The 13584-nt window shown below is 59.7% G+C and carries 17 protein-coding genes; 9 read left to right on the top strand and 8 right to left on the bottom strand.

From position 1 onward, the window contains the following. Nucleotides 1-94: 94 nt before the first annotated feature. The 4 genes from glnK to sutA all read left to right on the top strand — a co-directional run bounded on the left by glnK (nucleotide 95) and on the right by sutA (nucleotide 2814). The gene (glnK, locus tag AABC73_RS27720; protein ID WP_002555808.1) at nucleotides 95-433 is read left to right on the top strand and encodes a P-II family nitrogen regulator; all 339 of its coding nucleotides are present in this window, start codon (nucleotides 95-97) and stop codon (nucleotides 431-433) included. Nucleotides 434-466: 33 nt separating this feature from the next. Next, a complete protein-coding gene (locus tag AABC73_RS27715; protein ID WP_020293430.1) occupies nucleotides 467-1804 on the top strand; it encodes an ammonium transporter in 1338 nt (445 codons plus the stop codon). A gap of 157 nt (nucleotides 1805-1961) precedes the next feature. After that, complete coding sequence (locus tag AABC73_RS27710; protein ID WP_020293431.1) at nucleotides 1962-2387, top strand: secondary thiamine-phosphate synthase enzyme YjbQ; 426 nt, start codon at nucleotides 1962-1964, stop codon at nucleotides 2385-2387. A gap of 100 nt (nucleotides 2388-2487) precedes the next feature. After that, complete coding sequence (gene sutA, locus AABC73_RS27705) at nucleotides 2488-2814, top strand: transcriptional regulator SutA (protein WP_341521736.1); 327 nt, start codon at nucleotides 2488-2490, stop codon at nucleotides 2812-2814. Nucleotides 2815-2967: 153 nt separating this feature from the next. Here sutA and AABC73_RS27700 read toward each other — a convergent pair whose 3' ends face one another. From AABC73_RS27700 to AABC73_RS27675, 6 genes are read right to left on the bottom strand one after another with little or no spacing between them, the layout of a single operon-like run. Beyond that, nucleotides 2968-3660, bottom strand: a complete 693-nt coding sequence (locus tag AABC73_RS27700) for an HAD family hydrolase (protein WP_341521735.1) — start codon at nucleotides 3658-3660, stop codon at nucleotides 2968-2970. Beyond that, nucleotides 3653-4552: a tyrosine recombinase XerC gene (xerC, locus tag AABC73_RS27695; RefSeq protein WP_341521734.1), complete on the bottom strand. Its 900-nt coding sequence runs from the start codon at nucleotides 4550-4552 to the stop codon at nucleotides 3653-3655. The genes AABC73_RS27700 and xerC overlap by 8 nt, the downstream gene beginning before the upstream one ends. Then, nucleotides 4552-5286, bottom strand: a complete 735-nt coding sequence (locus tag AABC73_RS27690) for a DUF484 family protein (protein WP_341521733.1) — start codon at nucleotides 5284-5286, stop codon at nucleotides 4552-4554. The genes xerC and AABC73_RS27690 overlap by 1 nt, the downstream gene beginning before the upstream one ends. 13 nt (nucleotides 5287-5299) lie before the next feature. Next, nucleotides 5300-6130, bottom strand: a complete 831-nt coding sequence (gene dapF, locus AABC73_RS27685) for a diaminopimelate epimerase (protein ID WP_065832535.1) — start codon at nucleotides 6128-6130, stop codon at nucleotides 5300-5302. A gap of 3 nt (nucleotides 6131-6133) precedes the next feature. Continuing rightward, a complete protein-coding gene (lysA, locus tag AABC73_RS27680) occupies nucleotides 6134-7381 on the bottom strand; it encodes a diaminopimelate decarboxylase (protein ID WP_341521732.1) in 1248 nt (415 codons plus the stop codon). Between the two features lie 9 nt (nucleotides 7382-7390). Beyond that, nucleotides 7391-7537: a lipoprotein gene (locus tag AABC73_RS27675; RefSeq protein ID WP_020293438.1), complete on the bottom strand. Its 147-nt coding sequence runs from the start codon at nucleotides 7535-7537 to the stop codon at nucleotides 7391-7393. Nucleotides 7538-7775: 238 nt separating this feature from the next. On the opposite strand from AABC73_RS27675, the gene cyaY reads away from it, so the two are divergent. The 3 genes from cyaY (at nucleotide 7776) to rnk (ending at nucleotide 8920) form a co-directional block, all read left to right on the top strand. Then, nucleotides 7776-8108: an iron donor protein CyaY gene (cyaY, locus tag AABC73_RS27670; RefSeq protein WP_341521731.1), complete on the top strand. Its 333-nt coding sequence runs from the start codon at nucleotides 7776-7778 to the stop codon at nucleotides 8106-8108. Further along, nucleotides 8108-8362, top strand: coding sequence for a DUF1289 domain-containing protein (locus AABC73_RS27665; protein WP_341521730.1), 255 nt, complete (start codon nucleotides 8108-8110; stop codon nucleotides 8360-8362). Before cyaY ends, AABC73_RS27665 begins: the two co-directional genes overlap by 1 nt. 147 nt (nucleotides 8363-8509) lie before the next feature. Beyond that, a complete protein-coding gene (gene rnk / locus AABC73_RS27660; RefSeq protein WP_341521729.1) occupies nucleotides 8510-8920 on the top strand; it encodes a nucleoside diphosphate kinase regulator in 411 nt (136 codons plus the stop codon). A gap of 149 nt (nucleotides 8921-9069) precedes the next feature. Here rnk and AABC73_RS27655 read toward each other — a convergent pair whose 3' ends face one another. Together AABC73_RS27655 and AABC73_RS27650 are read right to left on the bottom strand one after the other, a co-directional pair. After that, on the bottom strand, nucleotides 9070-9750 hold the full coding sequence (locus tag AABC73_RS27655) for a TIGR04211 family SH3 domain-containing protein (protein WP_341524346.1): 681 nt from the start codon (nucleotides 9748-9750) through the stop codon (nucleotides 9070-9072). A gap of 388 nt (nucleotides 9751-10138) precedes the next feature. Beyond that, on the bottom strand, nucleotides 10139-11335 hold the full coding sequence (locus AABC73_RS27650) for a class I SAM-dependent rRNA methyltransferase (RefSeq protein WP_341521728.1): 1197 nt from the start codon (nucleotides 11333-11335) through the stop codon (nucleotides 10139-10141). Nucleotides 11336-11689: 354 nt separating this feature from the next. On the opposite strand from AABC73_RS27650, the gene AABC73_RS27645 reads away from it, so the two are divergent. Beyond that, entirely contained in the window at nucleotides 11690-12502 is an 813-nt protein-coding gene (locus AABC73_RS27645; protein WP_341524345.1) for an HDOD domain-containing protein, read from the top strand. Nucleotides 12503-12545: 43 nt separating this feature from the next. Continuing rightward, nucleotides 12546-13358, top strand: coding sequence for a bifunctional DNA-formamidopyrimidine glycosylase/DNA-(apurinic or apyrimidinic site) lyase (gene mutM, locus AABC73_RS27640; RefSeq protein ID WP_341521727.1), 813 nt, complete (start codon nucleotides 12546-12548; stop codon nucleotides 13356-13358). Nucleotides 13359-13584 lie beyond the last annotated feature (226 nt).

Here is a 13584-nt window from a genome sequence, read left to right as displayed (position 1 = left end):
AGGCGACCGACGCGTTACAAAGCCAGGCACTGCGCTTAGACTTGAGTCGGGTTTGTTTTCCTGGGGCAAGTCCACCAATTCGGGAGAAAGTTTCATGAAGCTAGTCACTGCAATCATTAAGCCGTTCAAGCTGGACGACGTGCGCGAGTCGCTGTCTGAAATCGGCGTGCAGGGCATCACCGTCACTGAAGTCAAAGGCTTCGGACGTCAGAAAGGCCACACCGAGCTGTATCGCGGTGCGGAATACGTAGTCGACTTCCTTCCCAAGGTGAAGATCGATGTAGCCATTGATGACAAGGATCTGGATCGGGTTATCGAGGCGATAACCAAAGCAGCCAACACCGGCAAGATTGGTGACGGCAAGATCTTCGTGGTCAATCTGGAACAGGCTATTCGCATCCGTACGGGCGAAACCGATACCGACGCAATCTAAGCCGCCAACCCCAACGCCCCAGGAGAAAACAATATGACTCTGCGTCAATTCGCAGGGCTAGGAGCCCTGTTGTCCCTCGTAACCCCTGGCCTTGCCATGGCGGCGGACGAAGTGGCAGCCCCAGTCCTCAACTCAGGCGACACCGCCTGGATGCTGACTTCGACAGCCTTGGTGCTGTTCATGACTATTCCCGGCCTCGCGCTGTTCTACGGCGGCATGGTTCGGTCGAAAAACATTCTTTCCGTGATGATGCAGTGCTTCGCTATCACTGGTTTGATCAGCATCCTGTGGGTCGTTTACGGCTACAGCATTGCGTTCGATACCACGGGTATGGAAGCCGGCGTCGTCAACTTCAATTCCTTCTTCGGTGGCATGGGTAAAGCGTTCCTCGCTGGCATCACGCCAGCCAGCATCACTGGCCCGGCTGCGTTGTTCCCTGAAGCGGTGTTCGTCACCTTTCAGATGACATTCGCCATCATCACCCCGGCGTTGATCGTCGGCGCCTTCGCAGAGCGCATGAAGTTCTCCGCGATGCTGATCTTCATGGGCATCTGGTTCACGCTGGTCTATGCGCCAATCGCGCACATGGTCTGGGGCGGCGTCGGTGGTCTGTTGTGGGACTGGGGCGTCCTGGACTTCGCAGGCGGCACCGTGGTTCACATCAACGCGGGTGTGGCTGGTCTGGTTGCCTGTCTGGTACTGGGCAAGCGTAAAGGTTTCCCGACTACCCCGATGGCTCCGCACAACCTGGGTTACACCCTGGTCGGCGCGGCAATGCTCTGGGTAGGCTGGTTCGGCTTCAACGCCGGTTCCGCTGCTGCGGCCAACGGCACTGCCGGTATGGCGATGCTGGTTACCCAGATCGCGACAGCTGCCGCTGCGCTGGGCTGGATGTTCGCCGAGTGGCTGACCCACGGTAAGCCAAGTGCCCTGGGCATCGCTTCGGGTGTGGTTGCCGGTCTGGTTGCCGTCACTCCTGCCGCAGGTACTGTTGGCCCGATGGGCGCTCTGATCATCGGTCTGGCTGCAGGCGTGATCTGCTTCTTCTGCGCCACCAGCCTCAAGCGCAAGCTCGGCTACGACGACTCCCTGGATGCCTTCGGCGTACACGGTATCGGCGGTATCGTCGGCGCGATCCTTACCGGTGTATTCGCAGCCCCTGCTCTGGGCGGCTTCGGCACCGTGACTGACATCGCGGCACAAGTCTGGATCCAGTGCAAAGGCGTCGGCTTCACGATCATCTACACCGCGATCGTGACCTTCATCATCCTCAAGGTGCTGGACGCGGTCATGGGCCTGCGCATCACCGAGGAAGAAGAAGCTGTCGGCCTCGACCTTGCGCAGCACAACGAGCGTGGCTACAACTTGTAAGTCAGCGCAAAAAAAATGCCCGGTTTGCCGGGCATTTTTTTGTCTGGCGTTTGTCGATAGAGGGCATCGCGGATGCCTTACAGGAAAGGCGGTTTATTGCGCGCTTTGCTTTTTCTACCAGCGCGTTAGAATGCGCGCCGAACGTGCGGAGAACTGTATGTGGCAACAGACCAGGATTACCCTGCGGGCCAGGCCTCGTGGGTTCCATCTGGTGACCGACGAGATACTGGCAGGCTTGCCCGAGCTGCGCGGTTGTCGAGTGGGTCTGTTGCATTTGTGGCTGCAGCATACCTCGGCTTCGTTGACCATCAACGAGAACGCCGATCCGGCTGTGCGTCGCGACTTCGAACGCTATTTCAACCGTCTGGCACCTCAGGGCGTGGACGGCTTTGAACATGACGACGAAGGACCTGACGACCTGCCAGCGCACTTCAAGGCCAGTTTGCTAGGCTGCCAGTTGACGTTGCCGGTAACGGCAGGGCGATTGGCGCTGGGCACCTGGCAAGGTGTTTATCTTGGTGAGCATCGCGATGTTGGCGGTGCTCGCAACGTCCTCGCCACCTTGCAGGGTGAGAAGGCGTGATCGCTGAGCTCAGCGCGATGTTGAATTTTTTCCGGCCGCATTCGAAAACGGGCGCAGCTGGGCTATAACTAATCTGCTTTCGCAAGTCATGAGGTAGAACATGAGCGACGACGACAACGACGATCTGGTTGACGATCTGGAAGGTGAAGAGGACGGTGAGGAGCTTGTAGCTGCTGCCGAAGACGATGGCGCTGAAGTTGATGACAGCGTCGAAGCTTCCGTCACTCCAGCCAAGGGAAAAGCCAAGGCTGCAGTCTCGGTTGATGAGCTGCCTAGCGTAGAAGCCAAAAACAAAGAGCGTGATGCTCTGGCCCGCGCTATGGAAGAGTTCCTCGCCCGAGGCGGCAAGGTTCAGGAAGTGGAAGCCAACGTGGTCGCCGATCCTCCCAAGAAGCCCGACAACAAATACGGTAGCCGCCCGATTTAAGGTGTCGGTTGCCGCTTGAAAAAAAGCCCGCTGTCGCTGCGGGTTTTTTTTGCGCGTTTATCTTGTTGGAGGCTTGCCCGCGAAATAACGATAACGCGGTGTGCCTGCGTTACCGAGGCGTCCGATTCGCGCGCAAGCCTCGCTCCAACGGGGTCAGCTCCAACGTCGCAACACATCCGGCAATTGCGTCAGGCTGCTGATTTCGGCATCCGGGGCTTTTTCGGCTTCCCAGGGTTTGCCCTGCGGGTTGTACCAGATGGCGCGCATGCCGGCCTGCTGGGCGCCTGCAATGTCATCGCCGGGGTGATCGCCGATATGCACGGCATGCGCCGGATCAGCGTTGCCGCGCTTGAGCGCTTCCAGAAACGGTGCAGGGTCAGGCTTGCCGATGCCCAGATCTTCGGCACACAGTGCGAAGGCGAAATAATCCGCCAGCCCTAATCGACGCACATCGGCATTGCCATTGGTGATGACACCCAATGTGAAGGTCTTGGCCAGAATCTCCAGCGTTGGCTGCACTTCGGGAAAAATCTGCACTTGATGCCGGCCATGCAGGAAAACCTCGAAGCTTTTGTCCGCCAGATCCTGCGCCACGTCGTGCGCGTAGCCCGCATCTTCCAGCGCATGAAACAAAACCCGACGCCGCAAGGCGCTGATGCGGTGCTTGAGCGTTGGATCGGCGTCCAGCAGGCGGGTGCGAATCTCCCACAGATGCTCGACGGGCACCGGGCCCAGTTTTGGTGCGTTGGCCGCCAGCCAGTCACGCAAGGTGGCCTCGGCGCCGACGATGGCTGGTGCGGTGTCCCACAGCGTGTCGTCGAGATCGAAGGTGATCAGCTTAATCATGGTCAGAACCTTTGCGTTTGGCCCGTGGATGGGCGCTGTCGTACACCGTCGCCAGATGCTGGAAATCCAGGTGCGTATAGATCTGCGTGGTTTTGATGTCGGCGTGGCCGAGCAGTTCTTGTACGGCGCGCAAATCCTGAGATGACTCCAGCAGATGGCTGGCAAAGGAGTGCCGCAGCATGTGCGGGTGCAGGTTCTGTCCCAGTTCGCGCTCGCCCACCAGTTTGACCCGCTTCTGAATCGCTCGTGGCCCGAGACGGCGGCCTTGCTGGCTGATGAAGACGGCGTCGTCTTCGGGATTGGCCAGGGCGCGCAGGGCAATCCAGGCGTGCAGCGCCTCGCGGGCCTTCTTGCCCACCGGCAGGACGCGGGTCTTGCTGCCTTTGCCGAGCACCTGAACCAGGCCTTCGCTGAGGTCCAGCTGCTCCATGTTCAAGCCGGTCAACTCCGACAGGCGCAGGCCCGACGAGTAAAACAGCTCCAGAATCGCCTGATCGCGATGGGCCAGGAAGTCATCTTCGATAGCGCCGTCGAGCAATTGCAGGGCGCGGTCGGTGTCCAGCGTCTTGGGCAGGCGGCGTTCACCCTTGGGCGGCGACAGGCCATTGGCCGGGTCGTGCTCACAGATACCTTCGCGATTGAGATAGTGGTAAAGCCCGCGCACGGCCGATAACAGCCGCGAAAGACTGCGCGACGACTGGCCTTGCTGGTGCTGACGGGCGATCAGGCTGCGCAGGTGTTGAATATCCAGCGACGTCCAGCTGGTGATTTTTTCTTTGTCGCAGAAGGCGAGGACTTTATTCAGGTCCCGCCTATAGGCTTCGAGGGTGTGAGGCGAGACTTGGCGCTCACTGCGCAAGTGAGTGCAGTAAGCGTCCAGCTGCCGTTCCATTAGCGGACCGAGCGCAGCGCGTGAGTGAAGCGCGGCAGCAAACGTCCCAGCACGTCGGCGATGTAGTTGAGGAACAGGGTGCCGACCGAACTCTTGTAATGCTGCGGATCACGACTGCCGATGGCCAGCACGCCATGCAGGCCCAGGTGATTCAAAGTGACGATGGCGGTTGAGCCGACTTCCTTGCTTTGCTCGGCGCCGAACAGGAATGCCAGCTCGTGTTCGCGCAACGCGCCGCACACGGTTTTGTCGCCGATCAGACCGCCGATAGCTTTCTGCGCCTCGGCAGTGGTGACCCATCGGCCGACCGGCATGGCGTTGTCGCTGAACAGGATCAGGCTGACGAAGGGCACCTGGAATTCCTGACGCAGGCTGTCTTCCACGGCAATCACGATTTCTTCGAGGCTGGTGGCGTCCATCAAGGCGAGGTTCAGGCGGCGGGTCTTGTCGAACAGGCGGTCGTTGTCCCGGGCCACATCCATGAGCTGCGACAGGCGATGGCGCATCTCGATATTGCGCTCGCGCAGCAGCTTGAGCTGGCGTTCGACCAGCGAGACGGTATCGCCGCGTTGATGCGGGATACGCATCGACACCAGCAGTTCGTCGTGCTCGGCGAAGAAATCCGGATGATCAAGCAGGAAAGCGATGATCGCCTCTGCTTCAGTGTTTGGCGCAGCGTTATCGGCAGGCGATTGGCTGGGCGTGTCGGTTGAAGTCTGAGGCTTGTCGGTCATCGCATTTGCTCACTTATAGACGAACTTGGCCTTCATAAACCCGAACAGCGGGGCCGGTCATCATGACCGGGTGACCTGGGCCGGCCCATTCGATGGACAGGCGGCCACCCGGCAGGTCGATCAGCAGCGGCGAATCCATCCAGCCCTGGCTGATGGCTGCAACGGCTGCGGCGCAGGCTCCGGTGCCGCATGCCTGGGTTTCCCCGGCACCGCGTTCCCAGACCCGCAACTGTGCGCGCTGACGATCCACGACATACAGAAAGCCGACGTTCACGCGCGCCGGAAAGCGTGGGTGATGCTCGATTTTCGGCCCGAGTGTGTGCACCGGGGCATTGTTGATGTCGTCGACGCGCAGCACCGCGTGGGGATTGCCCATCGACACCGCAGCCAGCTCGACGGTTTGTCCGTCTACATCAAGGCTGTAGCTCAAGGCCTGTTCCACGGCCTGGAACGGAATTTCTTCCGGGATCAGGCGCGGCGGCCCCATGTCGACGCTGATCTGGCCATCGTTGCGGATGTCCAGTTCGATAATCCCGCTTTTGGTCTCGACCTTGATCTGCCGCTTGGCGGTCAGGCGTTTATCCAGCACGAAGCGGGCGAAGCAGCGCGCGCCGTTGCCGCACTGCTCGACCTCGGAACCATCGGAATTGAAGATCCGGTAACGGAAATCCACATCCGGATTGGTCGGGGTTTCCACCAGCAACAGCTGATCGAAACCCACGCCGGTATGCCGGTCGCCCCATTGCTTGGCGTGCTTGGGCAAAATATGCGCGTGCTGACTCACAAGGTCCAGAACCATGAAGTCGTTGCCCAGGCCGTGCATCTTGGTAAAACGCAGCAGCATGGGTTACTCCGGCAGCAGGCTTTCGCCGGCAAACAGCTCGGCCACGGTTTCCCGGCGGCGTACTTCGAAAGCGTGCGCGCCGTCGACCAGTACTTCAGCGGTGCGGCCACGGGTGTTGTAGTTCGAGCTCATGACAAAACCGTAGGCGCCTGCCGAATGCACGGCAAGCAGATCGCCTTCAGCCAGTGCCAGTTCGCGGCCTTTGGCCAGGAAGTCACCGGTTTCGCAGATCGGGCCGACGATATCGTAGGTGCGCGGCGCAGTATCGCGCGGGCGAACCGCCGTGACGTCCATCCAGGCTTGATACAGCGCCGGGCGGATCAGGTCGTTCATCGCCGCGTCGACGATGGCGAAATCCTTGTGCTCGGTGTGCTTGAGGTACTCGACCTGGGTCAGCAGCACGCCAGCGTTGGCGACGATGAAACGGCCGGGTTCGAAGACCAGCGACAGGTCGCGACCGTCCAGGCGTTCACGCACGGCCTTGATGTAGTCCGACGCCAGCGGCGGCTCTTCGTCGCGATAACGCACGCCGAGCCCGCCGCCCAGATCGATATGACGCAAGTGGATGCCGCAATCACCGAGGCGATCAACCAGCGCGAGCAGGCGATCCAGCGCATCGATGAAAGGCTCCAGCGTGGTCAGTTGCGAGCCGATATGGCAATCGACGCCGACCACTTCCAGATTCGGCAGCTGCGCGGCGCGGATGTACACGTCTTCGGCGTCCGCAATGGCGATGCCGAACTTGTTCTCTTTCAGGCCGGTGGAAATGTACGGATGCGTGCCCGCATCGACGTCCGGATTGACGCGCAGGGAGATCGGCGCACGAACATTCAGTTCAGCCGCAATGATCTGCAGGCGCTCAAGTTCGTCGGTGGATTCGACGTTGAAGCAATGCACGCCGACTTCCAGGGCGCGCCGCATGTCATCGCGGGTCTTGCCGACGCCGGAAAACACGATCTTGTCGGCCTGACCGCCAGCGGCCAGCACACGCTCCAGTTCGCCACGGGACACGATGTCGAAACCGGCGCCCATACGCGCCAGGACATTGAGCACGCCCAGGTTGGAGTTGGCTTTGACAGCAAAACACACCAGGTGCGGCATGGCGCTCAGCGCGTCGGCAAACGCGCGATACTGCGCTTCTATATGCGCACGGGAATAGACGTAGGTCGGCGTGCCGAAACGCTCGGCAATGGCAGACAACGCTACTCCCTCCGCGAACAGCTCACCGTCGCGGTAGTTGAAGGCGTCCATGTAATTCCCTTAAAGATGCTTATGCGATTGCGACTTGGCTTGTTCGTCTGGAGATTTGGTGTCGTCAGGCAGATAAAGCGGGCCTTTTTGACCACAGGCGGCAACAAGACAGGCGACCGCGACAAGCGCAGCAAGCGAAGAGATCAGGCGCTTCATGGCGAAATCCTTTGTAAAAGCATTAATTGCGCCCGAGTATACCGGCCACCCAGCGCCTTGCCTACGTGGCGGGCTTCCCGTCCGGCGGGGGTTTGACGCGGTTGGGCCATGTTTGGGCCTGGCGTGCGGATTATTGGCGTCTACCATGCTCGTTGAGCGGGTAAGCTTTGCATTTACGTTTAAGCGACCGTATCTTGCGTCGCTGCGCCGTCAGTAGACACTTTTCGAGGTTCACGTAATGAGTTTGACCGAAGCCCGTTTTCACGATCTGGTCGATGCCACCCAGCAATCGCTGGAAGATATTTTCGACGAGAGTGGTCTGGACGTTGATCTGGAAAACTCCGCTGGCGTGCTGACCGTCAAGTTCGAAAACGGCAGCCAACTGATTTTCAGTCGCCAGGAACCCTTGCGTCAGCTTTGGCTGGCCGCGCGTTCCGGCGGTTTTCACTTCGACTACGACGAAGAAGAAAAACGTTGGGTTTGCGACTCCAGCGATGAGCTGTTGAGCGAAATGCTGGCGCGCATCACCCTTGAGCAGGCGAGCGTCGAGCTCGACTTCGACGAGATCTGATGGTGACTGATACGGCTACAACCGCACCGGTGCGTGCGCCGAAACCCTTGTTCAGCAACATCAGCCCGGCGGTGGCTTCGCCGTGCATCAACCTGTGCCGCCTGGACGAGCAGAAAGTCTGCCTCGGATGTTTTCGCCATGTCGAAGATATCCGCGAATGGCGCTCGGCCGACGACGAGCGTCGCCGGCAAATTTGCGCAGGCGCCCAGGCGCGCCGCGCATTGTCTGACCCAAATCAAGCCGCCGAAGGCTGAGGCGGGCCTGACCCGCCCGTCAGGTTGTGTATTTGTCCGTCTGTGTTAGTGTCCAGACATGCTTCATTCATCGAAGCTCGTCCTGAAACCCCGCCGAATCCGGTGGGGTTTTGTTTTATGTCGCGCAGAAATAAGGAGTCTGCCTCCATGAGCACCCCACCTTCCATCATCCTCACCCGACTCGACGTGCAGCGCCTTGAGAAATTGATCGCCGAGCAAGGCGAAAACGCGCCGGGCGTCGAGGCGCTGCAAGCCGAGTTGGACCGCGCTGATCAAGTGGTTGGCCACGATGAAGTACCTGCAGGTGTCGTGACCATGAATTCGCGCGTGCATTGCCGCGAAGAAATCAGCCACAAGGATTACCACCTGAAACTGGTCTACCCGCAGGACTCCGGCCCCGACGGCACCGTTTCCGTGCTCGCCCCGATGGGCACCGCCTTGCTGGGCCTGCAAGTCGGCCAGCACATCGACTGGCCCGCGCCGAGCGGCAAAACCCTCAAGCTCACCTTGCTGGCAGTGGAATATCAGCCGGAAGCGGCAGGCGAGTACGACCAGTAACATCGCGCCTCAAACGTCAATTCGGTAGGAGGGGACTTGTCCCCGAAGACGTCGATTCTGGTTTCCACCTTCGGCGGGATGTACCGCCCTCATTCGCGGGCAAGCCTCGCTCCTACAGGCCGGGGCTTAATCCGCGAATCGCGAATCGATCAAACCCACCCATCATTCTTCTTGCGGCCACGGGTTAGCGCGGGAATGATGAGGCCGACCAGTAATCCGGCGCCGGCGATGCTGCCGCCGTAAACCATATAGCGCATCAGCACCTGTTTGTTTTCGTCGCCAAGCTTGGCCTGGGAACTGCGCAGTTCCGACTGGCTATCGACCAGTTGCGCGTTGAGGTCCTTGGTGCGGGCTTCGAGTTCGTCGATCAATTTCTTGCGAGTGTCCAGCGTCTCCTGCATGCCTTGCACGCGGGTCTTCCAGGTGTCGTCGATGTTTTTCAACTGGCTGGTCAGGTCCACCACTTGCTGGGACAGTTCCGGCAAGCGTTCGGTAGGGCTTGGCATGCTCTGCAAGTCGCTGCTGGGAATCCATACGGTGCCGCCGCCTTCGCTGCGGACCTGGCTGTAGTCGCCTTGAGTGTTGAGCAATTCGACTTTTTGTCCGGACTTCAGGGTGCCGACAATCCGGTAGCCATCGGTTGGACCGCTGCGGACAAAGGTGTTGAGGCTGTCGCTGACCCAGCGTTCGTTGGCTTTGGCTTCTGCGGCGTGGGTTGGGCCACACAGCGCGAGCAGGCCGCCGAGCAAGCCGGCACCAACAATGGCGCGACGCGGCTGGTTCAGCAGTTGTGGGATTCGAGAGAGGAAGGCAGAAAGGTGACGAGACATAGACATTGTTATCTTCGATGAAAGGAAAAGATAAAGGCGCCGATGCACGGGCCGGTAAAGATGGGGCAACGATTGCCAGGCATATCGCTGCTACTGCTGCGGAGTTTGGCGACGGGCTGACGCACAGCTGAAGCCCGTTTGGGTTCTACGTCCGACACGCCATCCGTTTTATCCCCAAGTCACAGACAGTGGGAATGGTTTCAGGTTCATTACTGGATGCGAGGCGTGCAGGAATTCGGACTTGCGGTAGCCCTGTTGGAGCGAACTTGTGTGGGAGCGAGCTTGCTCGCGAAGGGGCCTGAAACTCCGCCTCGCCAACAAGTTGGCTCCTCGCTCCAACGAATATCCCTGCCCGCCATTGCAGCGGGCCGGGATTTATCAGCCGAACTCAGCTGTTAGGCAGCAATCGGCAAGTGATGCTCTTGATGTAGCGCGTCTCGGCGATGGCCGGGTGGACCGGGTGATCCGGGCCTTGACTGCCGCGTTCCAGCAGCTGGATGTTGCGATCCAGATGGCGGGCGCTGGTCAGCAGGATGTTTTGCAGATCATCTTCCGGCAGGTGCATCGAGCATGAAGCGCTGATCAGGATGCCGTCCTTGCTGAGCAAACGCATGGCTTGCTCGTTCAGGCGGCGATACGCGCCTTCGCCGTTCTTCATGTCCTTCTTGCGTTTGATGAACGCCGGAGGGTCAGTGATGATCACGTCGAAACGCTCTTCGCCGGCCTTCAGCTCTTTCAGTGCTTCGAACACATCGCCTTCGATGCAGGTCATTTTTTCCGCGAAACCGTTCAGCGCGGCGTTACGCTCCACGCCGTCCAGGGCGAACGAGGACGCGTCGACGCACGTCACGTCGCTGGCGCCGAACGCGGCCGCCTGGATGCCCCAGCCGCCGATGTAGCTGTACAAGTCCAGAACGCGTTTGCCTTTGACGTACGGGGCGATGCGCGCGCGGTTCATGCGGTGGTCGTAGAACCAGCCGGTTTTCTGCCCGGCCATGACCGGCGCTTCGAATTTCACGCCGTTCTCTTCCAGCGCGACCCACTCCGGAACCAGACCAAAGACGGTTTCGACATAGCGATTCAGGCCTTCGGCGTCGCGGGCAGCCGAGTCATTCTTGAACAGGATGCCGCTTGGCTTGAGTACCTGGACCAGAGCAGCAATGACGTCGTCCTTGAGGTTTTCCATGGTGGCCGAAGCCAGCTGGACAACCAGAATGTCGCCGAAACGATCAACCACCAGACCCGGCAGCAGGTCGGAGTCACCGAAGACCAGTCGATAGAACGGCTTGTCGAACAGACGCTCACGCAGCGACAGCGCGACGTTGATGCGATGCACCAGCAGCGATTTGTCCAGCGGCAACTTGATGTCGCGCGAAACCAGGCGTGCGCAGATCAGGTTGTTGGGGCTCATGGCCACGATGCCGAGCGGTTTGCCGCCAGCGGCTTCCAACAGGGCCTGGTCGCCTGCGGCAAAGCCGTTCAGCGGGGTCGCGGCTACGTCGATTTCGTTGCTGTAGACCCACAGGTGACCGGCGCGCAGGCGACGGTCGGCGTTGGCTTTGAGGCGCAAGCTAGGCAGGGACATGACGTCGCTCCGGAAAAAAGAGCGGGATTATAGCGCGTCATGCCGTTCTGGGGCCGAGATCACGGTAATTAACCGGCTAGCGGTACTGGACCTGTCGGGAATCAAACTTTGTAACGCATGAAATTCGTTCATTGAACGCAAGCTTGCCACGTTTTTTATCATTCATTTGAATGCGCTGCGCAGGTTGGACTTGAGCGTTCGAAGTGTCGGCGCTTCGAACGTGTAAAGCTTATGAATCAGTGGTTATGGAATTGGCGGCCTCAGGGGGTAGAATCCAGGTCTGCCCCCGAGTGCGTACCTATGTCCCAAGAGCTAACCCCCGAGCAAATCCAGCAGGCGTTGCAAGGCATTAGCGTGCCGCCGCAGCCGCAAATCATGGTGGATTTGCAGATGGAGCAGTACATGCCGGACCCGGATCTGGGCGTGATCTCCCGCCTGATCTCGCAGGATCCCGGATTGTCCGGGGCGCTCCTGAAAATCGTCAATTCGTCGCATTACGGGCTCACCAACAAGATCGCCTCGATCCAGCGCGCCGTGAATCTGCTGGGCAGCCGCACCGTCATCAATTTGATCAACGCCCTGTCGATCAAGGGTGAGATGTCGGACGAAACCATCGTAACGCTGAACCGTTTCTGGGATTCGGCGCAGGACGTGGCCAATACCAGCATGACGTTGGCCAAGCGCATCGGCTCGCAAACCGCGGACGAAGCCTACGCGCTGGGTCTGTTTCATGATTGTGGTATTCCGCTGATGCTCAAGCGTTTCCCCAACTATATGGACGTGCTTGAGCAAGGCTATGCCAATGCCGGCCCGGCCATGCGCGTGGTGGACACCGAAAACGAGGCGTTGAGTACCAACCATGCCGTGGTGGGGTATTTCACCGCCAAATCCTGGCGTTTGCCGGAGCATGTCAGCAACGCGATAGCCAACCATCACAATGCGCTGGCGATTTTCCAGGATGATTCCGGGCGCAATGCGCCGCTGAAGAATCTCCTGGCGGTACTGAAAATGGCCGAGCATATCTGCGCGTCCCATCGGGTGCTGGGCAATCAGAGCGAAGACCATGAATGGAATGCTATCGGGCATTTGATTCTGGATTACGTCGGTCTGTCCGATTACGATTTCGAAAACCTTAAAGAAAGCATTCGCGAACTGGCCGCACACTGACTTTGCGCTGACGGCCTTTCACCCGCGCGCCACCGAGTTGCCCATGCCTGAATTACCTGAAGTCGAAACCACCCGCCGAGGCATTGCGCCTCATCTGGAAGGTCAGCGGGTCAGCCGCGTCATTGTGCGTGATCGTCGCCTGCGCTGGCCGATCCCGGAAGACCTCGATGTGCGCTTGTCGGGTCAGAAAATCGTGCTGGTCGAGCGCCGCGCCAAATACCTGCTGATTCAGGCCGAAGTCGGCACGTTGATCAGCCATTTGGGCATGTCGGGCAATCTGCGTCTGGTTGAGGTCGGCTTGCCCGCGCTCAAGCATGAGCACGTGGATATCGAGCTGGAATCCGGGCTGGCCCTGCGCTACACCGATCCGCGCCGTTTCGGGGCGATGCTCTGGAGCCTTGATCCCCTCAACCACGAACTGTTGATCCGTCTCGGGCCGGAGCCGTTGACCGATCTGTTTGACGGCGAGCGTCTGTTCGAACGCTCCCGTGGCAAGACGATTGCCGTGAAGCCGTTCATCATGGATAACGCCGTGGTGGTGGGTGTCGGCAATATTTACGCGACCGAAGCGTTGTTCGCTGCGGGCATCGATCCGCGCCGGGAGGCCAAGAGCATTTCCAGGGCGCGGTATCTGGTGCTTGCCATGGAAATCAAGCGCATCCTGGCCCATGCCATCGAGCGTGGCGGCACGACGTTGCGCGACTTCACCGGTGGCGACGGCAAACCGGGCTACTTCCAGCAGGAACTGTTCGCTTATGGTCGCGGCGACCAACCCTGCAAGGTCTGCGGCACAACCCTGCGGGAGATCAAGCTGGGGCAGCGGGCGAGTGTGTATTGTCCGAAATGCCAGAGATGATCAGAGCTCCTGATGGTGAACGGCATTCACGGGAGCCGTAGGACTGGCTTTAGCCGGGAGAGCGAAGAATCTGCCGCCGCAAATACTCCAGCTGTGCTGGCCTTCTCCCGGCTAAAGCCGGTCCTATGTATGGACTCGCCCACACTTTCAACCTGCTTTTGAACACTGCTACCCGGTTGCATCTATGTATAAGGCCTGTTCGAGGAAGCGTTACGGCTTCTGGCCA

The organism is Pseudomonas sp. G.S.17, from assembly GCF_038096165.1.
In the GTDB taxonomy this organism is placed as follows: Bacteria; Pseudomonadota; Gammaproteobacteria; order Pseudomonadales; family Pseudomonadaceae; genus Aquipseudomonas.
This window is presented reverse-complemented; position numbering and strand designations above follow the sequence as displayed.

Excerpts from the sequence above, each read along its gene's own strand:
- AABC73_RS27655 (WP_341524346.1), bottom strand. The coding sequence starts at position 9,750 with ATGTCTCGTCACCTTTCTGCCTTCCTCTCTCGAATCCCACAACTGCTG.
- AABC73_RS27710 (WP_020293431.1), top strand. The coding sequence starts at position 1,962 with ATGTGGCAACAGACCAGGATTACCCTGCGGGCCAGGCCTCGTGGGTTC.
- AABC73_RS27715 (WP_020293430.1), top strand. The coding sequence starts at position 467 with ATGACTCTGCGTCAATTCGCAGGGCTAGGAGCCCTGTTGTCCCTCGTA.
- AABC73_RS27665 (WP_341521730.1), top strand. The coding sequence starts at position 8,108 with ATGGTGACTGATACGGCTACAACCGCACCGGTGCGTGCGCCGAAACCC.
- mutM (WP_341521727.1), top strand. The coding sequence starts at position 12,546 with ATGCCTGAATTACCTGAAGTCGAAACCACCCGCCGAGGCATTGCGCCT.
- dapF (WP_065832535.1), bottom strand. The coding sequence starts at position 6,130 with ATGCTGCTGCGTTTTACCAAGATGCACGGCCTGGGCAACGACTTCATG.
- AABC73_RS27675 (WP_020293438.1), bottom strand. The coding sequence starts at position 7,537 with ATGAAGCGCCTGATCTCTTCGCTTGCTGCGCTTGTCGCGGTCGCCTGT.
- AABC73_RS27650 (WP_341521728.1), bottom strand. The coding sequence starts at position 11,335 with ATGTCCCTGCCTAGCTTGCGCCTCAAAGCCAACGCCGACCGTCGCCTG.
- lysA (WP_341521732.1), bottom strand. The coding sequence starts at position 7,381 with ATGGACGCCTTCAACTACCGCGACGGTGAGCTGTTCGCGGAGGGAGTA.
- xerC (WP_341521734.1), bottom strand. The coding sequence starts at position 4,552 with ATGGAACGGCAGCTGGACGCTTACTGCACTCACTTGCGCAGTGAGCGC.
- rnk (WP_341521729.1), top strand. The coding sequence starts at position 8,510 with ATGAGCACCCCACCTTCCATCATCCTCACCCGACTCGACGTGCAGCGC.
- AABC73_RS27700 (WP_341521735.1), bottom strand. The coding sequence starts at position 3,660 with ATGATTAAGCTGATCACCTTCGATCTCGACGACACGCTGTGGGACACC.
- glnK (WP_002555808.1), top strand. The coding sequence starts at position 95 with ATGAAGCTAGTCACTGCAATCATTAAGCCGTTCAAGCTGGACGACGTG.
- cyaY (WP_341521731.1), top strand. The coding sequence starts at position 7,776 with ATGAGTTTGACCGAAGCCCGTTTTCACGATCTGGTCGATGCCACCCAG.
- sutA (WP_341521736.1), top strand. The coding sequence starts at position 2,488 with ATGAGCGACGACGACAACGACGATCTGGTTGACGATCTGGAAGGTGAA.
- AABC73_RS27690 (WP_341521733.1), bottom strand. The coding sequence starts at position 5,286 with ATGACCGACAAGCCTCAGACTTCAACCGACACGCCCAGCCAATCGCCT.